Here is a 23,080-nt window from a genome sequence, read left to right on the forward strand (position 1 = left end):
TCAGTCCGCGTCCAGTGAGGCGAGGAGCTCGACGCGTCGCCGTATCCCCAACTTCCGGTAGGTGTGGGTGAGATGGGTTTCGACGGTGCGGCGGGCCAGGTGCAGCAGGTCGGCGATCTCGGTGTTCGTACGGCCGTCGGCGGCCAGCCGGGCGATGCGGCGCTCGCTGGCGGTGAGGGAGCGTGCGCCGGTGCGGGCCGGGGGGCCGGGGCGGGCGCCGCTCTCGCGCAGGGACCGTTCCGCGAGGTCGCGCAGCCGCGCCGCGCCGAGCCGCTCGGCGCGCTCGCCCGCCTCGCGCAGGCAGGTGCGGGCGCGGGCGTGGTCCCCGGTCGCCGCCAGCGCCCTGCCCTGCGCGATCAGCGCGCCGGCCAGCTCGGTCCCGGCCGTGGCCGGCGCCGTCCGCAGCAGTTCCACGGCCTCTTCGGTCAGCCGCAGACCGCGGCGCCCGCCGGTGACGGTGCCGAGAATCCGCAGCGCGCGGCCCACCGGGCGAGGGGTGCCCCAGACGCGGGCCAGGCGCAGTTCCTCCTCGGCCAGCTCGATCGCCTGTCCGGGGCTGCCCAGGCCCAGGCAGCACTGGGCGGCCGCGGTGCGCCACGGGGTGACGACCGGGCTGACAACCTGGCGTTCGGTCTGGCGGCGGCCGCACTCCAGGAAGTCGTGCAGCGCTCCGGCCGGATCTCCGTCCGAGGCGCGCTGGATGCCCCGGGCGTAGAGGAGCCGGTTGCGGCCCCAGGAGTCGGGCAGTTCCCGCAGGTCGAAGGCGTTCGCGAGCCGGCGTGCCTCCGTGGTGCGGCCGGCCTCCACGAGCCCGGTCAGAGTGTGGGCGTGCGCGGGGGTGAGCTCGGTGACCCCGTCGGGCCCGACAGGGTCACCGGCCGGCAGCCGGGTGAACTCGCCCCGGGCGGCCGCGATGTCGGTGCGTACGTCGAGCAGCGCCAGGTGCATGGGGTGCGGCAGGTGGGGAGACTGGCCGGCCAGTCCGCGGGAGACCAGCTCCTGTGCCTCGTCGAGCTCGTCGGCCCACTGGGCGACCGTGGCCGCCGCGCCCAGCAGGAACGGTTCCGCCAGCGGGTCGGACGGCTCGGCGAGCAGGACCCGTACCCTGCGCATCGCCTCTTTCGCCGAGATCAGTCCGGCGGTGGACGCGTACCGCACCAGGAGTGCCTGGGCGGCCGGGCTGACCAGCTCCGGGTTGCGGTCCGCGGTGTGGCGCAGCCACTGGTAGATCTCCCGGCGGATCGTCTTGTCGTGGTCGGAGAGGAAGAGGGTGGCGCCCTGCAGGGTGCTCGCCAGGCCGGGGTGGCCGGCGAGCTGGCCGTCCGCCGTGCGCAGCACCTCCAGGGCGGCGCGTGTGCTGCCCCTGTCGGCGAGTGCGGTGCCCAGGGCGACGGCCGCGCTGACCCGTTCACGCGGGGTGCCCGCCAGCGCGAGCGCCTCGGTGAACCGGGGGATCGCGGCCGAGGACCGGGAGCCCGCGTACTCCAGGGAGCCCAGTTCGGTCAGCAGCCTCTGCCGGTGCTCGGCGGGGAGCGGTTCGTCCAGGGCGCGGCGCAGGTACGCGGCGGCGTCGTCGGTCCGTCCGGCTCCCAGGGCCGCGGTGGCGGCGCCGTGCAGTACGGAGGGAGCCCAGGGCTCACCCACCGGTCCGGTGAGCAGCAGGTGTCCGGCGACCGTCTCGGCGGGAGCGCCCCGGTGCAGGGTCACCGCGGCCGCGGCCGCGCGTACCGCGTACCGCTGGTCCGCGGGGACGCAGGCGAGTACCGCGTCCCGCAGCAACGGGTGGGCGTAGCGGGGCCGTCCGTCCGTTCCGGTGCGCAGTAACCCCAGCCCGGTCATCGCGGTGAGCCAGCCCGACACCCGGGCCGGATCGGCGCCCGCCAGTTCGGCGAGCAGCCGGCCCGGGCGCTCCGCCGGCCGGCCGTCGCCGGACGGTTCGGGGTGTCCGGCCGGTTCCCGCTCCGGCTCCTCGTCCAGGACGGCCAGGACGCGTGCCACCTCCGCGGTACCGGCCCCGGCGTTCTCCAGCCACCACGACACCGCCGCCGCGTACGCCCCCGGGTACAGCGCGGCGGCACTCTCGGGTACGGCGGGGGGCGGCCCGGAGGCGTCCAGGTCGTCCAGGAGGGCGCGCAGCAGCAGCGGGCTCGCCGCACCGGCCCGTACACACGCGTCGACCCAGGCTCCGGTGGCCGACGGGAACCTCGCGCGCACCAGACCGGCCGCCGAGTCCGCGGCCGGCGGGGCGAGGGTGTGGGTACGGACGAGGGCGGGGGAGAGGCCGCGGCCGAACCCCGGTGCGGGCGGGTCCACGTCGTACTGGCTGCGTTCGGTGACGGCCAGCAGCACCGGCAGCCGCAGCCGGTCCACGTGCCGGGCGGTCTCCACCAGCCAGCGGTACGAGGGAGCGTCGGCGAGGTGCACGTCGTCCACGGCCACGAGGAGCGGGGACTCCTCGGTGTGGGCGAGCAGCGCCCGTCTCAGCCGGTCGCCCCGTTCGCGTTCACCGGCGGCATCGTCGTCCGCCCCGCCCGCGCAGCGCGCGTCGCCCGTTGTCCGGGGTCCTTCCGATCCGGGCACTGCCCTTTCGGGCCCCGGACGGTCCGGTCCCGCCACCCACGGTTCTGCCCCTTCGCACACCGCTCCCGCCGTGTCCGACTCCCGCGATCCTGCCCCGGAGCGCAGGAGTTGGACGACGGCGGCGAAGGGAGTCCAGGCGTCACCCGGTGAGCAGCGGGCCCGCAGCACCCGCATGCCGTGCCCGCCCGCGGCCTCGACGGCGGCCTCCAGCACGGTGGTCCGGCCGGTGCCGGTGGCCCCGCGCAGCAGTACCAGACCGCCCTTGCCCGTCAGGGCACGGGCGGTGCCGGCCGAGAGAAGTTCGGTCGCACCCCTGTGCTCGCGCGGTCGCTCACTGTAGGGTCCGGACATTCTGTGCCCTCCTTGCGGCAGTGGAGTACGCGGTGTCGTGCCCGCGACGGGCGTCGCGAGGAGTGCCGTCGTGGTCCGCGCCGACCACCGATCTCGTGGTGCCTCTCGTGGTGTTCCACGATTGCGGGCCCCTCGGCCGTTCCACGAATGTGGAGCACGCGGAACCGCCACCCGCCGAACACGGTCGACACGCACGCGTACAGGGGGGAACTCCGTTGCTCAGCGCCACGCGCACCACACAGCCCGGCCAGGCCGAGCCCATGGACCGGATACGGGTCGCGGTGCACGCCCGGGACCCGATCTCGGTCGAGGGAGTGCACAGCCAGCTGCGCCGGTACCCGGAGATAGACCTCCGGGACGAGGACGAATCCGCACCGGGCACCGTGCTGTTGCTCATCGAGGACACGCTCGACGAGGCGGTGCTGACCCGGCTGCGCCGCCTGGTGCGCGGTGAGGGCGCGCGGGCGGCGCTCGTCGTGGGCACGCTGCGGGAGGCCGAGCTGCTCGACGTGATCGAGTGCGGCGTCGGAGCCATCGTGTGGCGCCACGAGGCCACCGCCGGCCGGCTCGTGCAGGCGGTCCGCGCGGCCGAGCGCGGCGACGGCGACCTGCCGTCGGACCTGCTCGGACGGCTGATCACACAGGTGGGTTCGCTGCACCGCCACGGGACCGGCAGGGCGGGCGCCCCGGCTTCCGGGCTGACTCCGCGCGAGGTGGACGTGCTGAGGCTGGTGGCCGACGGGTTCGACACCGGAGAGATCGCCAAGAAGCTGTCCTACTCCGAACGCACGGTCAAGAACGTCCTGCACGGGCTGACCACCCGCCTGCACCTCCGCAACCGGGCGCACGCCGTGGCTCAGGCGTTGAGGGAAGGCTACATCTGACCCGAAGGGCAGTCGGTGGCGCCCCTCGGGGCGGTGCACTCTGCCCGATCGTCGTCCCGGCACGACTGCGGGGACGGGCGGCGGGGGAGGCAGGATCGACCGTGGCGGCCTGGGCGACCACGGTCGCCGGTACGGACAACACGCGGGGCCGGGAACGGCAGGGCGGGAGCACGACGGTGATCCACGAAGTGGACGAGGTCCTCAAGAATCTGCTCAGCGGGGGGGCGTTGAGCGGGTCGGGCATCGACATCGCCTTCGACGCGCCCACCCGGGACTGGGCCGCCCGTCGCAACGCGCCCACCATCAACGCCTATCTGTACGACATCCGCGAGGACGTCAACCGCCGCCAACGGGGCCAGGCTGCCGTGTACGACGAGCGGGACGTGATCGTCAAGCGCCGCCAACCGCCGCGCTGGTTCCGGCTGTCGTACCTGGTGACGGCCTGGACGAAACAGCCGCAGGACGAACACCGGCTGCTGTCGGCCGCGTTGGCCACGCTCATCCCGCGCGAGCTGATTCCTCCCTCCGAACTGCCCGGTGCGCTCGGGGCGCTGGGCATGACCGTGCCGCTCTCGGTGGCGGGCATCCAGACCGAGGCCCGCTCGCTCGCGGAGATCTGGTCCGCGCTCGGCGGCGAACTCAAGCCCTCCCTCGACCTGGTGATCACCGCGCCCTTCCCGGCCTACCCCGAGTACGACGCCGGCCCGCCCGTCACCGAGGGTGCCGCGGTCCGCGTGGGCTCCCTGGACGGCACCCTCGGCGGCTCCCCGGACGAGGCGCCGGAACGCGCCCACCGGCCCCACCAGGTGGCGGCAGCCCAGGAGGCCCGGAAGATGGCCCGCCGCAACCGGACCACGGGTGACCGGACATGACGGTCACGGACCAGCACCGTCCCGCGGGCGGCGCCGGACACGCCGAGCCGCTCCTCGCCCGCCTCGCCGAGCTGCGGGGGCGCGTGGAGCTGCTGGTCGCGCACCGCTCCGCCGACGATCCCACCGCGGCAGACCCGCTGCGCGGCCTGTACATCTCCCAGGAGGCGGTACAGCACCTGCTGCGCCGCACGGAGCGGGTGCGGCTCGAAGCAGCAGACCCCGCCGACCTGTACGACGACCGGCTGACCGACCTCGCGATCCGGCTCGGCCTGACCGGGCTCGACGCCCTCCTGCTGCTCGTCGCGCTCGCCCCGGACCTGGACCGGGACTTCGAGCCGCTGTACGGCTACCTCAACGACGACGTCGCCCGGCGCCGCGCCACCGTCGCGCTCGCCTTCGACCTGTGCGGCATCCCCGTACACCTGGCGTCGGCGCGGGCCCTGCTGCACCCGGGGGCACCGTTGCGCACCTTCGGGCTGCTCGACGTGGAGGAGTCCGAACGCCCCTTCCTGAGCCGCTCGTTGCGCGTACCGGACCGAGTCGTCTCCCACCTGCTCGGCGACGACTCCCCGGACGCGGCCCTCACCGGGCACCTCCACCCGCTGGACCCGGCCGCCGCCCCCTACGACGGGCACGACGGGCCGGGCGCGCACGGGGCGTCCCCGGACGACGGGCCCGGCCGCTTCGTGGAGCGCCTGGCCGCCCGGATCGCCTCCGGGCCGCCGGTCACCGCCTACGTCCGCGAACGGCGCGAGGGCGACGGCCTGTCCTGCGTCGCCGCCGCGCTGCGCGCCGCGGGCCGCCCGGCCCTGCGCTACACCGGACCGGAGGACGGTGTCCCCGGTCTGCTGCGCGAGGCCCGGCTGACCGGGTGCGCGGTGGTCGTCGAGGGCCTGCCGGACAAACCGGAGCCGCTGATACGACAGTTGGCCACAGCCGCCGACGTCACCGTGCTGATCACCGGACCGCGCCCGTACGACCCCCAGTGGGGCGACACCGACCCGCTCGTCCTGGAAGCACCCGCGCGTGGCGCCGGCTTGACCGACGCGTGGTCGGCGGCGCTCGGCGGGGAGCACGCCTTCGACCTGGCCGCGACCGTCGCCCCGTACCACCTGGCCGGAGAGCACATCACCCGCGCCGCCCGCGCGGCCCTCGGCCTCGCCGCGTTCGACGGGGTCCCGCTCGCCCCGGCCCACGTACGGCTCGCCGCACGTCAGCAGTCCGCCTCCGGTCTCGAACAGCACGCCCGCCGCATCCGGCCCGCCGTCGACTGGCGGGACCTGGTGCTTCCCCCGGGCCCGCTCACCGAACTGCGTGAACTCGCCCTGCGCGCCCGGCATCGCGACCGGGTCCTGGGCGACTGGCGGCTGAGCGCGGGCGGCGGTCGCGGCCGGGGCGTCCTCGGGCTCTTCGCGGGCGCCTCGGGCACCGGCAAGACCCTCGCGGCGGAGGTCGTCGCGGCCGAACTCGGCCTGGACCTCTACATCGTCCAGCTGTCGTCCGTGGTCGACAAGTACGTCGGCGAGACCGAGAAGAACCTCGAACGCATCTTCACCGAGGCCGACCGCACCGACGCCGTGCTCCTCTTCGACGAGGCGGACGCCGTCTTCGGCAAGCGCTCCGAGGTCAAGGACGCCCACGACCGGTACGCCAACATGGAGAGCTCGTACCTGCTCCAACGCCTGGAGTCCTTCGACGGCATCGCGCTCCTCACCACCAATCTGCGCGCCAACATCGATGAGGCGTTCACCCGGCGCCTGGACCTGGTCGTGGACTTCCCGTTCCCCGACGTCGACCAGCGCGCGGCCCTGTGGCGGCACAGCCTGTCGCACGTGCCCCGCGAGGAGGAGATCGACGTCCAGCAGGTGGCGGCGGTCTTCGAGCTGGCGGGCGGATCGATCCGCAGCGCCGTGATGACCGCCGCCTACCTGGCGGCCGGCCGGGACGACAGGGTCACCGCGGCCGACCTGCTGGAAGGCGCCCGGCGCGAGTACCGCAAGGCCGGGCGGCTGGTACCGGGCGAGGGGACCTGGTAGGACGGCGCCCGCATGCCCGCATGCCCGCATGCCCGCATGCCCGCATGCCCGCATGCCCGCATGCCCGCATGCCCGCATGCCCGCATGCCCGCACGCCCGCACGCCCGCACGCCCGTCCGGCCCGAGGGCGGGCCGGCCGGGCTCCGTCATGACGTCGTGGTCCTCGCGGCCTTCACGTCTTCATCGCTCCGGCAGCCCCGGATCACTGGGCGGACGCGGGGACCCTGAGCAGAAGTGCCTCCAGCGTCACGTCGTTGCTCCAGCTTCCGGCGAAGTTGAAGCCGTCCTTCGTGTCCTTGCACTTCTCGGCGTACCAGTCCTTGCCGACGTAACGGACGTTCTGGCAGACCTGACCACTGCTGATCGTGATGCCGAAGGCGGCCATGACCGGGGCGTCCACGTCGGTGCTGCCCATGTAGTTGTCCTTGCCGTCGGGAATCCAGGCCGACCAGCTCGTCCAGGCGGGTGTGCCGTCCGTCGACTCGGGGTTGTGGACCGCGGCCTGCACCTGCGACGAACCGACCCCCGCCACGGCGGTGTTGACCGCGGTGATCGGCACGTTACGGGTGTTGCCGGCCATGGCGCCGTCGCAGACCGGGTCCGTCCAGCCCTCGCCCTTGATGAAGGCGCGGTAGCAGATGTGCCGCCCCGACGGGTCGTCCTTGGCCATGCGGTTCACCAGGGTCGCCGCGGTGACCTCGGGCGCCTTCGAGGGGGTGGCCTCCTTGTCCCCTCCGGAATCCCCGGACTTCGCCTCCTTCGTCGGCTCGGCCTGCGGCGCCTCGGTGGTGGGTGCGGCGGTGACGGGTGGTGGGGCGAGGGTCGCTTGGGGGGTGGGTGTGGGTGCGAGGGTGGCGCCGGCTTCGACGAGTTTTTCGGTGGTGCCGCTGGCGACGGTGGGTTTGTGGCCGAACCAGAGGGCGAGGAAGGTGATGGTGAGGGCGAGGAGGATGCCGAGGAGGGTGGCGAGCCAGCGGGGGAGGAAGCCGCGTTGGACGAAGGTGCCTTCGACGGGGAGGGGTGTGGTTCCGGAGCGTTGGACGGTGAGGGTGTAGGGGCGTTGTTCTTTGGGGCCGAACCAGATGATTTTGCGGGGTTTGAGGGTGGTGGTGATGAAGGCGGCGCGTCCGGGGGGTATTTGGGTGTTGCTGGGTCTGAGGTCGTAGGTGAGTTGGTCGCCGTTGTCGTGGCCGCCGAGTGAGGCGGTGAGTTTGGTGTTGCCGAGGTTGTCGATGGCGAGTTTGGGGCGTCCGCGGAATCGGCCTTTGACGGTGGGGGGTACGAGTTCGGCGCGGAGTTCGGTGAAGGGGGTGATGGTGAGGTTGCCCTCGGGGACGGTGGTTGCTTCGGGGTGTTCGGTGGGGGTGATGCGGATGGCGTAGGGGTTGGGTCCCGCGGTGGCGTCGGGGGTGCGTGGGGGTGCGAACTTCAGCTCGACCGTGCCGGTGGTTCCGGGGAAGAGGCGCAGGGTGGGTGGTTCGACGGTGGTCCAGGGGGCGATGTCGCCGACCGCTTCGAAGCGGTACTCGTCCACTACGTCGCCGGTGTTGCGCAGGCGCAGTCGCACGGTGGTGCTGCTGCCGGGATCGACCGTGGCCGACGCGGGTTCCAGGGAGGTCCAAAGGCTCACCCGGCCACGTTAGGCCGCGAGGACGACCGGGTCATGTGGTTCCGGGGCAGGCGAATGTGTCCAGGGTGGTCAGGACGCCTGCCTGATCGGACACCACGTTTCCCCGAGGTGCCGCAGGCTGCCTCCGGGATTGCCCGGGAGGCCCTTCAGTGGCGGAGGGGAGGGTGGTAGGCCTGGTGGATCACCGCAACCGCGTTCCGTGGGAGCGCGTACACAGCAGCCATGGTCGGACGCCGGAGAGGGAAAGCGTGTCCACGACGGTGGCTGCGGCCACCCTTTCGTGCGGGGGACAGCCGTCGGCTGCCGCGTCATCTGCCCTTGTGGGCAGAGATGATGCCCCCGAGCAGGTCCCGGAGGACGTTTCGTCGGCTTCCCGCGCGGGTGAGAGTGAGGTGGTTCCTGTCTCGTACCCCGAGGAGAGCAGAACATGCCGTCCTATTTGTCGCCCGGCGTCTACGTCGAGGAGGTGGCCAGCGGCTCACGTCCCATCGAGGGAGTGGGCACGTCGGTCGCCGCCTTCGTGGGGCTCGCGCCGAGCGGTCCGCTGAACGAGCCGACCCTGGTCACCAACTGGAGCCAGTACGTGGCCTCGTTCGGTGAGTTCACCGACGGTTACTACCTGGCGCACTCCGTCTACGGCTTCTTCAACAACGGCGGCTCCGCGGCCTACGTGGTCCGGGTGGGCGGCTCCGCCGAGGGTGCTTCCCTCAGCGGTGCGGCCGACTCCGGGCGTACCGCCGTCAAGGGCTCCACCGCTCCGGCGGCGCTGGAGGCCGGAGAGTTCCGGCCGCTCGGCGGGTTCTCGGTCGCGGCCATCGCCCCCGGCACCAGTGGCGCGCTCAGCGTCGAGGTGACGCTTCCGGAGGAAGAGGGGCCGGCCGACCGGTTCAAGCTGACGGTCAAGGACGGCGACAAGGCCGTCGAGACCTTCGACGTGTCCGCCAAGAAGGGCGGCCGTACCTACGTCGTCACGCAGGTGAAGGAGCGCTCCAAGCTCATCACCGTCGCCGAGGCCGCGCCCGCCGGGCAGTTGGTCCGGCCGGACGCGCAGACGGTGGCCCTCGCGGCTCCCGCGTCGGCCGCGCCCGCCGTACCGGCCGAGAACGAGTACCCCGGACCCGCCCGCTACCTGGGCGACTCCGCGGACCGCACCGGCTTCGGTGGCCTGGAGGCCATCGACGAGATCTCCATGGTCGCGGTGCCCGACCTGATGGCCGCCTACCAGCGCGGCGCGATCGACCTGGAGGCCGTCAAGGCGGTCCAGTTGGGCATGATCGCGCACTGCGAGCTGATGGGCGACCGCGTCGCGGTCATCGACCCGCCGCCCGGCCTGAACGCCCGTCAGGTACGGGTGTGGCGCCAGGAGACGGCCGGTTACGACTCCAAGTACGCGGCCCTGTACTACCCGTGGATCAAGTCCTTCGACCCGTCCGTCGGGCAGTCGGTGCTGATCCCGCCGAGCGGCCACATCGCCGGTATCTGGGCCCGCAACGACGCCGAGCGCGGAGTGCACAAGGCGCCCGCCAACGAGGTCGTGCGCGGCGCGGTGGACCTGGAGACCCAGATCACCCGGGGCGAGCAGGACCTGCTCAACCCGATCGGCGTCAACTGCATCCGCGCCTTCCCCGGCCGCGGCATCCGCGTCTGGGGAGCCCGTACGGTCTCCTCGGACCCGGCCTGGCGCTACCTGAACATCCGCCGGTACTTCAACTACCTGGAGGAGTCCATCCTCCTCGGTACCCAGTGGGTGGTGTTCGAGCCGAACGACCACGCCCTGTGGGCGCGTATCCGGCGCAACATCTCGGCGTTCCTGGTCAACGAGTGGCGCAGCGGCGCCCTCTTCGGCCAGCGCCCCGAGGAGGCCTTCTACGTCAAGTGCGACGAGGAGACCAACCCGCCGGAGTCGGTCGACGTCGGCCGCGTGGTGTGCGAGATCGGCATCGCGCCGGTCAAGCCCGCCGAGTTCGTGATCTTCCGACTGGCCCAGTTCTCCAGCGGCAGCGGAGAGCTGGAGGAGTAGCCGGTCTCCCGGGTGGTGTCCGTCGCGAAGCCGCCGGACACCACCCGGGCCGCCACCCACCGCAGTAGCGCCGCCACCCCACAGATCTCCTTCACAAGGACAGCGAACACATGAGTCTCCAGCCGGGTGACGCCCTTACCTCACACAATTTCGGCCTGCAGATCGACGGTGTCATGGTCGAGTACCTCGCCGAGGTCAGTGGCATGAGCATCGAGCAGGACGTCATCACCTATCAGCAGAACACCCCGAACGGCCAGAACGTGGTCAAGAACATGCCGGGTGTGAAGAAGAACGGGACCTGCACGGTCATCCGCGGTATGACCCAGTCGGCGTCGTTCACCCAGTGGATCAACGAGTCGATCGCCGGCCAGATGACCACGGCCCGCAAGAACGCCTCCATCATCATGATGGACTTCCAGAACAACCCGGTGAAGCGCTACCACCTGCGCAACGCCTGGTGCAGCAAGATCGACGCGAGCACGGTCAAGGCGGGCGAGGCTTCCGCGCTCACCGAGACGGTCACCATCGTGTTCGAAGAACTGGTCATCGAGTAATGCGCCGTTCGGCCGCCAGGGCCGGCGATTTCGCCCAGGGATCCGGTGTGGAGACGGAGCGGCCCGCGCCCCTCGCCGCACCGGACGCGCAGGCCGTACCGGCCGCGCAGGTCACACAGGCCGAACCGGTCCCGCAGCCGCAGCAGCAACGGTACGAGCTGCGTACCGAGTTCGCGTTCCAGCTGCCGCGTGGCTACGTGGACGATGCGGGCACCGTCCACCGGGACGGGGTGATGCGGCTGTCGACCGCGCGCGACGAACTCGTCCCGCTGCGCGACGTACGCGTCCAGGAGAACCCGGCGTTCCTGTCGGTGGTGCTGCTCGGCCGGGTGATCACCCGGCTCGGCACGCTGCCGATGATCCACGACGGCATCGTGGAGAACATGTTCGCCTCCGACCTGGCCTTCCTGCAGGACTTCTACCGCCAGATCAACGCGGAAGGCCACACCCGCGCTTCGGTGGAATGCCCGCACTGTTCCGAGCCCTTCGAGGTCGAACTCGGCGGGAGCCGCCTGGGGGAATCGTGACGTACGCGAACGACCGGCTGCACGAGGAGATCGCGTACGTCGCCTACCACTTCCACTGGAGCCTGGAGCAGATCCTGGACCTGGAACACCAGGACCGCCGTCGCTACACCGATCAGATCGCGTCCTTCGTGACGCGTGCCGGCGCGGAGGGCTGAGCGGTGGGTTTCCTGGAGCGGTTCAGAGGTGTCCGGGCGGGCGACACCGGTACGAATACGGCGGCCGTGCCTTCCGGCGGTGCGGCGGAGCCCTCGCACGGCCCCGCCTCCACCGGCGGGGCCGGCCCTGTCGGCGGGGCCGTGCCCGTCCGCGCGCCGGTGGTCGCCGGCTGGACCGGACTGCCGCCGATCCAGCGCGCCGTGGCGGGCGGACCGGCCGGGGTCGCGGACTCCGCGTTCGGCGGCCGGCTGCCGACCTGGCAGAACCCGTCGTTCATGGGCACCGCCTCCCACGCGGTACTCGACGGCCGGACCAACGCGGTGCTCGGGGACGCGTCCCGCCCGGTGTCGGCCCGGCCCGTGTCCGGCCTCGAACGCCGGGCCGGAGCGTTGCCGTTGGCGGGTAACGACGCCACGGTCCAACGCGCCCCGGCGGTCCCGCTGCGGGCGCTTCCGGCGCGTCTGCCGGGAGGTTCCGGTCCCGCCGGGCCCGGACCGGCGTCCGGGCCCGCCTCCGCCTCCGCGCACGTGCGGGGCTCCGGCTCCGCGCCTGCCCGCGTGGCCCGGCCGGTGACGGCCCCGGTTCCGGCATCCCAGGGTCCGGTGTCCCCGGCTCCGGTGTCCGCGGCTCCGGTCTCCCCAGGTCCGGCCGTGCAGCGGAGCGCGACGAGTCCGGCCGTGCGGCGCGGTGCGGCGGCGGACGGTCCCGCTCCTTCCCCCGTGTCCGCTCCTTCCCCCGCGCCCGATGCGGCGTCGCCCCTCGTGCCCCCGCGCGCGGGACTGCGGGTGACGCCGGTTCCGGCGGACCCGTCTCCCCGGCCGGTCGCTCTGACCCGGGCGCAGCCCTCGGCTGACGCGCAGCGACGGGTACTTCCCACCGCACGGCGGAGCACCCCCGGAAGTCCGGCGGCCCGTACGCCCGTCGGACCCCGGGCCCGCTCCACCGGTGCCGCTCCTGGCGCCGTACCGCCCGCCGCCCCCGTGCAGCGGGCGGCGGCTCCGCGTGAGGGCGGGACGGCCCGGCAGGCGTCGTCGGCCGCGTCGGTGTCGCCGGAGGGGGAGTCCGGCCCTGCGGGTTCCGGCCCGGCCGGTACGGGGCCTGTCGGCGCCGGGCCGACCGGTGCCGGGCCGACCGGTGCCGGTCCGGTGGCGTCGGCCGCTCCTGCCCGGGCGGGAGCGGCTGCGGCTTCCGGGCCGATGGCTTCCGGGCCGATGGCTTCCGGGCCTGCCGTGCAGCGTGCCGCCGTGCAGCCGTCGGCCGTGCAGCCGTCGGCGGGCCGGCGTTCCTCCACGGGGCAGGCTCCGCACACCGCGGGTGCGGCTCCCGCATCGGCCGCTGCGACCACTGCGGTCTCCGAGACCTCCGGGACCGTTGCGGACGCGTCCGCAGGGGCCCTCGGCAGCCCCTCCGGGAGCGGTGGTCCGGGGCAGGCGGGCCGTCGCGGTGGCCTGGGGGCTCCGGTACAGCGCGCGGCGACCGGGGACGCTCCCGTGCGGCGTGCCGCGGCCGACGGCGTTCCGGCCGTCAGGGCCGAGGGCCACGACCGGCCCGCGCCGAGCACGCCGTCCCCGCGGCCGGGCGGGACCGCTCCCGGAGCGGCGCCGTCCACGGCCCTGCCCGCGGCGCCCGTCGCGGGCACCGCGGGTCCTGCGCCCGTCGTCCGACGAAGGGCATCGGCACCGGACTCGGGGAACCCGCGGTCCACGTCGCCCGCCGGTCCCCCGCAGCGACCCACGCACTCCGCTCCGGCCCGACCGCAGGGTGGCGGCCCCGCCGCGCAGCTGCCGCCGTCCGGCAGCGGCAGTACGACGTCATCCGGGCCCGGCCCCACGGCGTCCGGTGCTGTCCCCGGTCCACCGCCGGCCGCATCGGCGGTCCCGGGCGTCGCCGTACAGCGAGCCTCCGCCCGGCCGGACGCCCAGGCTCCCGCATCCGTCCAGGCTCCCGTATCCGCCCCGGCTCCCGCTCCGGCTCCCGCATCCGTCCAGGCTCCCGGAGCCGCCCCGGCCCCGTCCGCGGCGCCGGTGCCCACCGTCCCGGCCCAGCCCGGCGTACCCACTCCGGCGGGCAACCCGGTCCAGCGGGAGGCGGCGCGCTCGGAGGATGTCCCGGTGCGGCCGACCGCGACGGCGGCCCCGACCGCCTCCGGCACTCCGGGCCGGGCCGACGACTCCGCCCGGCCTTCGACCGGCGCCCGCCCGCCCGCCGCCTCCGGCGTACCCCCCGTGCGGGGGAGCGTCGCCCGTCCGCCGTCCCGCACGGGGCTGGGGGCTCCGATCGCCTCCGTGCCGACGCCTGCGGCCTCGCCGGTCCCGAGCGTCCAGCGGGCGCCCGCGACAGCCCCGTCGGCTTCCGGCATCCAGCGTGCGGGCTCCGTACCGGTTCCTGGCGCCCGGGGGACGGTGCCGCCTCAGGCTCCGGCCGTCCAGCGTGCGGTCTCCTCCCAGGCCGCCCCCGCACCTCAGAACACCCCCGCACCTCAGGCCGCCCCCGCTGCTCACCCCCATGCCCCGACCGCGGGAACCGTCCCCGAGGGCCCCGTCCCGTCCGCGGGTACCGGGCCGACCCCGGCGCCCGGCCCGTCTCCGTCTCCGTCCCCGTCTTCGAGGGCGGCGCGGCGCTCGCCCGTCGGTGCCCCGGTGAGCGCGGTTCCCGCCGGCACCGCTCCGATGCCCGTGCAGCTCAGGCGCACCACGGCGTCCCCGGCAACGGCGGCGCACCCCCAGCCGGTCTCCCGCGGCCTCCCGCCCGTCCCCGTCGTGCAGCGGGCGGTCCCGGCGCGGCCGCACTCCGCGAGGACCCTGCCGCCGCCGCCCCTGCCGACAGCCGTGCCCGGTGCCGTGCCGTCGCCGTCTCCGGCCCCCGCGTTCCCGGCCCAGGTGGCCTCGGCACCGGCGTTCCCGGCCCCGGCGTTTCCGACGACGGCGGCCCCGCCCGGGTCGGCCGCGCTGTCCCGGGCGGCGCTGCCACCGGCCCCGGCCACGCTCCAGTCGCCCCCGGCCACGCTCCAGCCGCTCGCGACCACCGCGCTCCAGCCGCTTCCGGTCGCCCTTCAGCGCAGCGTCGCCGCTCCCGCCAAGGTGGTGCCGCCGAGCGGTGCGGCGGCTTTCGCGGCCCGGCCGCCCGGTGGAGGCTCCGCCACGGTGGCGCCGCTCCCGCCCGCTGCCGCTCCGGCCGGCCCGATGCCGGTCGTCCAGCGGCTCTGGGGGCGGTCCCACAAGTCCGGCGGAACCACTCCCACGAAGGCCGGCTCGTCGGCGATCGGCTCCCTGGCAGCCGCTGCGGCGGCCACGGTGGCGGGCAGCCTCGCCATGCCACCCGCACGACCGGGCGGGTCGCCGCCCCCGTACACCCCTGCGGGCTCGGAGCCGCCTCCGTACACCCCGGCCGGGCCGCCACCCCCGTACACCGCGGGCGGGTCCTCGGCACCACCGCCGGGCTACACCGAGGTGCCCGACGGCGGCTTCGACCCGCGGGCGCTCACCGACTTCCAGCTGGACGAGCTCGCGCACCGCCTCATCGGCCGGATCACCCGGCTGATCCGGACCGAACTCCGCCTGGACCGCGAGCGGATCGGCAAGCTCCGCGATCCACGCCGCTGACCGGCACCGCCCCGACCGACACCGCGACCCCCACGGACGCGGACACCGCCCAAGCCATCCGGCCACCGGGACGACCCCGACCGGTACGAACCACCACCGAAAGAAAGGTCCGCCGCGATGCCCTCGAGCCAAGATCCGGGATCGACCATCTGGTTCTCCCTCAGCATCGACGGCGAAAGCCTCGGCTACTTCAACGGGTGCGAGGGGCTGGCGTCCGAGGTGGAGGTCGAGCACCACCAGGAGGGCGGCAACAACGGCTTCGTGTGGGCGCTGCCGACCCGGGTCACCTTCTCCACGATCCGGCTGACCCGCCCGCTGACCCCGGACACGGCGAAGGTCGCCAAGTGGATCTCGTCCGTGCAGACCGGGATCAAGCGGCCCACCGCGCAGATCGCCGCGCTGCGCGCGGACGGTTCGGAGGTCGCCAGCTGGGGTCTCATCGACGTGCTGCCGGTGCGGTGGACCGGGCCCACCCTCGACCCCGGGAGCCCGGCCGTGGCGACCGAGGTCCTGGAGATCGCCCACCACGGATTCACGGGCTGAGGGGCGGAGACACGGTGGCCACCAAGGGCAGCAAGGGCGCGGGCAAGAGCCTCGTACGCGCCCATCTGGCGATCCACGAACCTCCGGTGGGCGACAGCACGTCACCCGGCGGGATCATGGAGACGTTCTCCTTCGACTTCAACCCGGCGCAGCTGTCGCTGAGCCGTCGCGCGCAGTGGAAGGCGACCCCGGCGCAGATCGAACGGACGGGTGCGCGACCGGAGTTCATGGGCGTCGAGGCCATGCAGATGGGCCTGGAGGTCTTTCTCGACTCCTCCGACGAGCCGACCGGCAACACCGTGCTGAAGAAGGTGGAGTCGCTCCTCGAATGCTGCGAGGTGACCCTGAAGAGCATCGGCACGAAGCAGCCCTCGCCGCCGTGGGTCGTCTTCCAGTGGGGGTCGTTCTCGACGGCGCGGTTCACCGCCTACATCAGCTCGGTCGACGTCTCCTACACGGTCTTCGGCACCACGGGCGTCCCCATCCGGGCCACCTGCCGGCTCCAGTTGCACGAGATCCCGAGCAAGACCCGCGGCCAGAACCCGACGTCCGGCGCGCTGACCGCGCAGCGCGTCCACCGGGTCGTGGCGGGTGACTCGTTGCAGTCGCTGGCCTGGCGGGAGTACGGCACCGCCGCGGCCTGGCGGTCGATCGCCCAGGCCAACGGCATCGACGATCCACGGCACTTGCCGTCAGGCACCGAACTGATCATGCCGTCCGCCGAGGAGGTGGGCGGCTGATGGTGCGGGCCTCCTTCTCCAACGTCGTCGACGTCACGATCAACGGCGCCAAGATCCCGTCCGATCTGACCAGTTCCCTGGTCGACAGCCATGTGGACCAGGGAATGGGCGTTCCGGCGGCGTTCCGGCTCACCTTCCGTGACCCGTACCGCAAGATCCTCGGCAAGCTCGGGGTCACCTTCGGCAGCAGCGTGGTCATCACGCCGGTCGCCGACGGGAAGGGCGCCGGCGACCCGCTGCTGACCGGCGAGGTCACCGGTCTGGAGGTCGACTACGACGGCACCGGCACCTTCGCCGTCGTCCGGGGCTACGACCTCGGGCACCGGCTGCTGCGCCGCCGCCGGGTGACCGCGTTCACCAACCAGACCGCGTCCGACATCGCCAAGAAGCTGGCCGCCCAGGACGGCGTGCCGATCGGGACGATCCAGGCGACGAAGACGGTGTACGAGTTCATCAGCCAGTCCAACGTCACCGACTGGGACTTCCTGGCGCGGCTCGCCGACGAGAACGAGATGGTGATGTCCGTCGACGCGAAGGGCAAGTTCCAGTTCGTGCGCCCCAAGCCGTCCTCGGGCGCGCCCTCACCGAGCACCGACGGGGACAAGAGCCCGTTCGTGCTGCAGGCGGGCCACGACATCCTGCGGCTGCGGGCCGCCGTCACCGCCGCCGACCAGGTCGGCAAGGTCCAGGCGCGCGGCTGGGACGTCACGACGAAGAAGGAGCTCACCGCTCTCTCGCCCGCGGTCTCCAACCCGGGCATCACGATCGGCACCACGCCGGGCGCCGCCGCCACGAAGTTCGGTGTGGCCCCGCTGGTGGACACGGCGACTCCGTACGACAAGCAGACCGAGGTGAAGTTCGCCGCCGAGGCGCTCGCCGACGACATCACCGCCTCGTTCGCCGAGGTGGAGGTCGTCGCGCGCGGGAACCCCAAGCTGCGGCCGGGCGTTCCGGTCGCCCTGGCCGACGTGGGCAAGCCGTTCGAGGGCAAGTACACCGTCACCTCGGTGCGCCACCTCTTCGGCGACGGCAAGCACTACGAGACCTGGGTGACGGTCAGCGGACGCCAGTGGCGTTCGCTGTACGGGCTCACCTCGGGCGGTTCGGAGACCGCGCCGCGGCTGCCCAGCGTGGCCAACGCCCTGGTCACCGACGTGAACGACCCGCTCAGGCAGGGGCGCGTCAAGCTGCGGTTCCCGTGGCTGGACGACACCTACGTCAGCGACTGGACGCGCACCGTGCAGATGGGCGGCCTCGCCGGGGGCGGGATCTTCCCGCTGGACGTCAACGACGAGGTGCTCGTCGGGTTCGACCGGGGCGCTCTGGACCACCCGTTCGTGATCGGCGGGCTCTACAACGGCAAGGACCTGCCGACCCCCGTCAAGGACGTCCCGCTGCACGACGCCACGCGGAAGAAGGCGGTCCGGCACACCGTCTCCGACCGGGAAGGCAACCGCATGGACCTGCTCAGCCAGAAGACCGGCGCCCGTAAGCGGGGCGTCCGGCTCGCCTCCGGCGACGAGCGGCTGATCATCCAGCTGGACCGGACCAAGACCGAGATCACCGTGGACAGCAAGGGTTCGGTGACGATCACGGGCAGCCGGTCGGTGTCGGTGGAAGCGGGCACGGACCTGACGCTCAGTGCCGGGCGCGCCCTGACCATCAAGAGCCGCGGCCCGCTCAGCATCAGCGGCGGCGGCGCGGTCAACGTCAGGGCGGCGGGGGAGCTGGGGCTCAACGCGGTCGGCGCCCTGAACATGAGCGCCGTGGGCGCCGCGATGCTCACCGGTGGGGGAACCGTGCAGATCACTTCCGCCGTCAACACCACGATCAAGGCTCCCACGACGCTGGTCACGTCCCCGGCGTTCCTGGCCAACGGAATCCCGGTCATATGAGCGAGAACCTCAACGGAAGGCAGGAGCAGGTCTGATGGCCGAGCAGTTCGTCGGGTCCGGCTGGTCGTTCCCCCTGCGCATCGGACCCACCGGCGGGATCGCCCTGGTCAGCGGGGAACGGGAGATCGAAGAGGCGATCAGGCTCGTCCTGTCGACGGCGCCCGGGGAGCGGCCGATGCGGCCGGACTTCGGATGCGCCATCCAGGACCTGGTGTTCGCGCCGGTCAACGAGCAGACCGCGGGCCGCATCCAGCACGAGGTCTACGTCAGCCTGGACCGCTGGGAGCCGCGCATCGAGGTCGACGACGTCGAGGTGACCGTCGGCAACGACCAGAGCGTCCTCTACATCGACGTCCGTTACTCGATCCGCGGCACCAACAACCCCCGCAGCCTGGTCTTCCCGTTCTACGTCATCCCGTCCCACGAGGAGCCCGACGCCGGCCCCCGCCTGGGCAACTCTCCCGAAAGCGACCGTTGATGGCCCTCCCCTCCCCCAACCTCGACGACCGCCGCTTCCAGCAGTTCGTCGACGACGCCAAGCGCTACATCCAGCAGCGCGCCCCGGAGTGGACCGACCACAACGTCTCCGACCCGGGCATCACCCTCGTCGAGACGGTCGCGCACATGGCCGACGAGATCGTCTACCGGCTCAACCGGGTCCCGGACAAGAACCACTTGGCCTTCCTCGACCTGGTCGGCATCACCCTGTTCCCGCCCTCCGCGGCGCGTACGGAGGTGACCTTCTGGCTCTCGGCGCCGCAGGAGGAGCCGGTGACCGTCCAGCTCGGCACCGAGGTCGCCACCCCCCGTACCGGCGACGAGGAAGCGGTCGTCTTCGCCACCGAGCGTGAACTCGTCGTCTGGAACAGCGGATTGAGTCATCTACTGGTGCAGCGGCGGGGCGAGGCGGCGCTGGACCGTACCCACGATCTCGCCGACGACGGCAAGGACGTGCTCTGCTTCGCCGAGTCGCCCTCCCCGGGCGACTCCATGCTGCTGGGCCTGACCAGCGCGGTGCCGCACTGCGCGGTCGCCCTGGAGCTGGACAGCCGGGTCGACGGTGTCGGTGTGGACCCGCGGCAGCCTCCCCTGGTCTGGGAGGCGTGGACCGAGGACGGCTGGCGGCTCTGCGAGGTCGACCGGGACGGCACCGGCGGTCTCAACCGGCCCGGCGAGGTCGTCCTGCACGTCCCCGGCGGACACGTGCTCTCCCGCAACGCGGGCCAGGAGGCCGGCTGGCTGCGGTGCCGGGTCACCGAACCCCAGCCCGGCCAGCCCTTCTACACCACCTCGCCCACCATCCGGTCCGCCGAGGGCTTCACCATCGGCGGCACCGCCCCCGTCGTCCACGCCGAGACGGTCTACGACGAGGCGCTCGGCGAGTCCAACGGGCTGCCGGGACAGCGGCTCCGGCTCGCGCACGGCCCCGTGGTCGGCGACACCCCGCCGGTCCTGCTGCAGACCGCCGAGCAGGAGGGCTGGACGGACTGGGAGGTAGTCCCGCACTTCGCGGCCTCGGGCCCGTACGACCGCCACATCACCGTGGACGCCGCCACCGGCGAGATCGCCTTCGGCCCCGCGGTGCGCGAGGCCGACGGCTCGCTGCGCCAGTACGGGATGGCGGCCCCCAAGGGCTCACCCGTACGCGCCCGCCGCTACCGCACCGGCGGCGGCAGGGCGGGCAACGTCGCCCGCGGCGCCGTACAGGTCCTGCGCACCTCCATCCCGTACGTCTCCGAGGTCGTCAACCGTGAGGCGGCGCGCGGCGGAGTGGACGGTGAGACGGTCGAGGAGGCGAAGGTCCGCGCCCCGGTCACGCTGCGCGCCCAGGAGCGCGCGGTGACCCTGCGCGACTACGAGGAGCTCGCCCGCCGCGCCGCCCCCGAGACCGCCCGCATCACCTGCCTGGAGGGCGAGGAGTCCGAGTACGGCGCCTACGCGGTAAGGGTGTTGGTGGTGCCGCAGGCCGTACCCGACCCGGGTGGCCGACTCCGGTTCGAGCAACTGGTCCCTGGTGACGCCCTGTTGGAACGCATCACCCGTCACCTGGACGAACGCCGCCTGATCGGGACCCGGTTGGCGGTCGGCCCGCCGTTCTACCAGGGCGTCACCGTCGTCGCCACCGTGCACGCCTTCCGGGGTGTCGACACCGACCTGGTACGCCGACGGGTGCACGACGCCCTCTACCAGCACCTCGACCCGCTGACCGGCGGGGCCGACGGCAAGGGCTGGCCGTTCGGACGGCCCGTGCAGGCCGGCGAGGCATTCGCCGTTCTCCAGCGGATCCCCGGCGTCGAGCTGGTGGACGAGGTCGTGCTCTACCCCGCCGACCCGCTGACCGGAAAGCGCGGCGAGGCGACGAACCGCATCGACCTGTCTGCCCCGTCCCTGGTGTTCTCCTACGACCACCGCGTCCGGGTGATCGGGGACACCTCCACGGACAACGACCGGAACGGCGGAACCCGCGGATGAGGGGCTCGGTCGACGGACTCGGTTCGTCCTCGCCGATCGGCGCGATGCTGCCCGGGGTCTTCGCCGACGACGACCTCGCCCTGCGCTTCGTCGCCGGTCTCGACGACGTGTTCGCGCCCATCCACACCGCGCTGGACTGCATCGACTCCTACTTCCGGCCGTCGCTGGCACCCCTGGACTACGCCCGGTGGCTGACCGGCTGGGTCGGCGCGGAGACCGACGGCACCGAACCGGAGCCGCTGCTGCGTGCCGCCGTGGCGACCGCCGCGTATCTGCACCGCATCCGCGGCACCCGGCGCGGCCTGTCCGAAACGGTCCGGCTCGCCTTCGGCGTCGAACCGGAGATCAGCGAGAGCGGCGCCGCCGACTGGACGGCCCGCCCGCTGGGGCCGATCCCCGGCACCCCGCGCCCCCATCTGCACGTACACCTCAGGCTGCCCGATCCGACCACGGCGGACCACTACCGCCTGGACGGCATCGTGGCCGCCGCCCGGCCCGCCCACATGCCGTACACGGTCCAGGTGACCGCCGGCGACCCGTCCGAAAGGACCTCGGAGAAATGACCACGCAGAACTGCGCCGAATGCGGCACCCGCGCGGAACCGGGCCTGTCGTTCTGCGACGCGTGCGGGGCCGTACTGAGCTGGGCCGACCGCTCGGGGACCCCCGCGGGTGCCGCCGACGGCGCCCGCGGCCACGGCACAGGCGCCGGTACGGCCTCCGGCGAGGCGCCGGAGCCGTCGTTCGCCGCGTCTTCGGCCTCCTCGGCTGCCTCTTCCCCCTCCGCCCCGGCCGACGGCCCGTCGCCCGCCGGGCCCGGCTGGGACGCCTTCGCCCGGACCGGCGGCGGTGCCGGGCTGCCCCGGCAGTCACGGCGGCCGCAGGACTCCGAGCCCCTCGCCCACGGCGGCTCCCCTCGCAGTGGCCCGTACGACGACGGGCACGCGGCCCCGGCGGAGCGCACCCGGCCCTCCGGGGGCGGCGCGGACGAGGACCGCGAAGAGTCCGACACCCAGGAGGTCCCGGGGGTGACGGACGACTGGGCGGCCAGGATGGCGGCCAGGAGGGCCGACGGAGGAGCCGTGGACGACGACTGGCCGTCCGGAGGAAGGGCGGGAGCGGCGGACGACTGGCCGTCCGGAGGAACGGCGGGAGCGGCGGACGACTGGCCGGCCGCAGGAGCCGGCGCAGGGGCCGCCGCAGGCGCGGACGACCGGGAGATGTCGGACCGGGCCCGCCGCCTCATCGTCCCGGTCGCCGACCCCGGACCCGCCGCGGAACCCACCGCGGCCCCGGTCCTGCCCGGCCGGCCGGCCCCACAGCGCCCCCAGGCCGTACACGCCCCGGGCGAGCAACTCGGTGTGGACGGCGGCACGCCCTGCCCCTGGTGCAGCACCCCGAACCGGCACGACCGGCACTACTGCGTCCGCTGCGCGATGCCCATGGCGGGCGACCGGCACGTGGACCCCAGCCGGCTGCCGTGGTGGCGCCGGATGCTCAACACCCGGACCCGTGAGACCCCGTGGGCGGGCGACCGCCCCCGGGTGCGCCGCGCCTTCGACCGCGTACTGGGCTGGGTGGGCGCGGCGATCGTGGTGACCCTGGTGATCGTGGCGGCCGTCCACGTCCCCGACGGTGTCCGGGCGACCCGCGACCACTTCTCCAAGCGGGCCCCCGTCTCGCCGGACCACGTCTCGGCGTCCCGCTCCTACCCCGGACACAAGCCCGATTCGACCTTCGACAAACTCAACAACACCTGGTGGGGCCCCGGGGTGTCCGAGTCGGGCAAGGGCCAGTGGATCGAGGCGGGCTTCGACTCGCCGACCCGCCTGCTGAACGTGATCGTGATGCCGGGCGTCTCGAAGCGCGCCGACCAGAACACCGAGCAGGCGCTCCCGCACCGCGTCGACGTCACGATCACCCAGTCCAGCGGCAAGGTCACCCACCGCGAACTCGTCCTGGACGACGGTGCGGGCGGCCAGACCCGGAACTTCCGCTTCGACGACGTCACCAAGGTGCGCTTCACCGTCGTGTCCGCCTACCACACCTCCGCGAAGAAGCAAGTGGCCTTCGCCGAGATCGAGTTCTTCGGCCCCTCGCACAACGGCGACAACTGATCCCCTCGGTCTCCCGGAGAGCCGGGAGATCATGGCCGAAGCCCGGTACGGAAGTTGTCCGTACCGGGCTTCGGCTCGTCCGGGACGGACGACAGGGCGTCG

Annotated in this window: 17 protein-coding genes; 15 read left to right on the forward strand and 2 right to left on the reverse strand. The window is 73.4% G+C overall.

Annotation, left to right across the window (positions count from 1 at the left end; all coding sequences use genetic code 11):
* On the reverse strand, positions 1–2,931 hold the full coding sequence (locus tag OHA55_RS17205) for a helix-turn-helix transcriptional regulator (RefSeq protein WP_266707256.1): 2,931 nt from the start codon (positions 2,929–2,931) through the stop codon (positions 1–3).
* A gap of 260 nt (positions 2,932–3,191) precedes the next feature.
* Between OHA55_RS17205 and OHA55_RS17210 the strand changes: the two genes are divergently transcribed.
* The 3 genes from OHA55_RS17210 to OHA55_RS17220 all read left to right on the forward strand — a co-directional run bounded on the left by OHA55_RS17210 (position 3,192) and on the right by OHA55_RS17220 (position 6,723).
* The gene (locus OHA55_RS17210) at positions 3,192–3,815 is read left to right on the forward strand and encodes a response regulator transcription factor (protein ID WP_266710736.1); all 624 of its coding nucleotides are present in this window, start codon (positions 3,192–3,194) and stop codon (positions 3,813–3,815) included.
* 176 nt (positions 3,816–3,991) lie between these two features.
* Positions 3,992–4,687, forward strand: coding sequence for a DUF4255 domain-containing protein (locus OHA55_RS17215; RefSeq protein WP_266710738.1), 696 nt, complete (start codon positions 3,992–3,994; stop codon positions 4,685–4,687).
* Positions 4,684–6,723 carry an ATP-binding protein gene (locus OHA55_RS17220; protein WP_266707258.1) on the forward strand — a complete coding sequence of 680 codons (2,040 nt, stop codon included), beginning with the start codon at positions 4,684–4,686 and terminating at the stop codon, positions 6,721–6,723. Before OHA55_RS17215 ends, OHA55_RS17220 begins: the two co-directional genes overlap by 4 nt.
* Positions 6,724–6,925: 202 nt before the next feature.
* Here OHA55_RS17220 and OHA55_RS17225 read toward each other — a convergent pair whose 3' ends face one another.
* Positions 6,926–8,353: a hydrolase gene (locus tag OHA55_RS17225; protein WP_266707260.1), complete on the reverse strand. Its 1,428-nt coding sequence runs from the start codon at positions 8,351–8,353 to the stop codon at positions 6,926–6,928.
* Between the two features lie 427 nt (positions 8,354–8,780).
* On the opposite strand from OHA55_RS17225, the gene OHA55_RS17230 reads away from it, so the two are divergent.
* The 12 genes from OHA55_RS17230 (at position 8,781) to OHA55_RS17285 (ending at position 22,978) form a co-directional block, all read left to right on the forward strand.
* Positions 8,781–10,373, forward strand: coding sequence for a phage tail sheath subtilisin-like domain-containing protein (locus OHA55_RS17230; protein ID WP_266707262.1), 1,593 nt, complete (start codon positions 8,781–8,783; stop codon positions 10,371–10,373).
* A gap of 110 nt (positions 10,374–10,483) precedes the next feature.
* On the forward strand, positions 10,484–10,927 hold the full coding sequence (locus OHA55_RS17235) for a phage tail protein (protein ID WP_266707264.1): 444 nt from the start codon (positions 10,484–10,486) through the stop codon (positions 10,925–10,927).
* Entirely contained in the window at positions 10,927–11,454 is a 528-nt protein-coding gene (locus tag OHA55_RS17240) for a hypothetical protein (protein ID WP_266707266.1), read from the forward strand. The genes OHA55_RS17235 and OHA55_RS17240 overlap by 1 nt, the downstream gene beginning before the upstream one ends.
* Positions 11,451–11,609, forward strand: a complete 159-nt coding sequence (locus tag OHA55_RS17245; protein WP_266707268.1) for a DUF6760 family protein — start codon at positions 11,451–11,453, stop codon at positions 11,607–11,609. Before OHA55_RS17240 ends, OHA55_RS17245 begins: the two co-directional genes overlap by 4 nt.
* 2,640 nt (positions 11,610–14,249) lie before the next feature.
* Positions 14,250–15,212 (forward strand): hypothetical protein, encoded by a 963-nt coding sequence (locus tag OHA55_RS17250; RefSeq protein ID WP_266707270.1) that lies wholly within the window; start codon positions 14,250–14,252, stop codon positions 15,210–15,212.
* Positions 15,213–15,329: 117 nt separating this feature from the next.
* Positions 15,330–15,755, forward strand: a complete 426-nt coding sequence (locus tag OHA55_RS17255; protein WP_266707272.1) for a phage tail protein — start codon at positions 15,330–15,332, stop codon at positions 15,753–15,755.
* 14 nt (positions 15,756–15,769) lie between these two features.
* Positions 15,770–16,495 (forward strand): LysM peptidoglycan-binding domain-containing protein, encoded by a 726-nt coding sequence (locus OHA55_RS17260; RefSeq protein ID WP_266707274.1) that lies wholly within the window; start codon positions 15,770–15,772, stop codon positions 16,493–16,495.
* Positions 16,495–18,390 (forward strand): VgrG-related protein, encoded by a 1,896-nt coding sequence (locus OHA55_RS17265; protein WP_266707276.1) that lies wholly within the window; start codon positions 16,495–16,497, stop codon positions 18,388–18,390. Before OHA55_RS17260 ends, OHA55_RS17265 begins: the two co-directional genes overlap by 1 nt.
* A gap of 34 nt (positions 18,391–18,424) precedes the next feature.
* Positions 18,425–18,868 carry a GPW/gp25 family protein gene (locus OHA55_RS17270; RefSeq protein ID WP_266707278.1) on the forward strand — a complete coding sequence of 148 codons (444 nt, stop codon included), beginning with the start codon at positions 18,425–18,427 and terminating at the stop codon, positions 18,866–18,868.
* Positions 18,868–20,862 (forward strand): putative baseplate assembly protein, encoded by a 1,995-nt coding sequence (locus OHA55_RS17275; RefSeq protein ID WP_266707280.1) that lies wholly within the window; start codon positions 18,868–18,870, stop codon positions 20,860–20,862. The genes OHA55_RS17270 and OHA55_RS17275 overlap by 1 nt, the downstream gene beginning before the upstream one ends.
* On the forward strand, positions 20,859–21,425 hold the full coding sequence (locus tag OHA55_RS17280) for a phage tail protein (protein WP_266707282.1): 567 nt from the start codon (positions 20,859–20,861) through the stop codon (positions 21,423–21,425). The genes OHA55_RS17275 and OHA55_RS17280 overlap by 4 nt, the downstream gene beginning before the upstream one ends.
* Positions 21,422–22,978 (forward strand): zinc ribbon domain-containing protein, encoded by a 1,557-nt coding sequence (locus OHA55_RS17285; protein ID WP_266707284.1) that lies wholly within the window; start codon positions 21,422–21,424, stop codon positions 22,976–22,978. The genes OHA55_RS17280 and OHA55_RS17285 overlap by 4 nt, the downstream gene beginning before the upstream one ends.
* Positions 22,979–23,080: the final 102 nt, after the last annotated feature.

Origin of the sequence: Streptomyces sp. NBC_00102 (genome assembly GCF_026343115.1) — a bacterium.
In the GTDB taxonomy this organism is placed as follows: Bacteria; Actinomycetota; Actinomycetes; order Streptomycetales; family Streptomycetaceae; genus Streptomyces.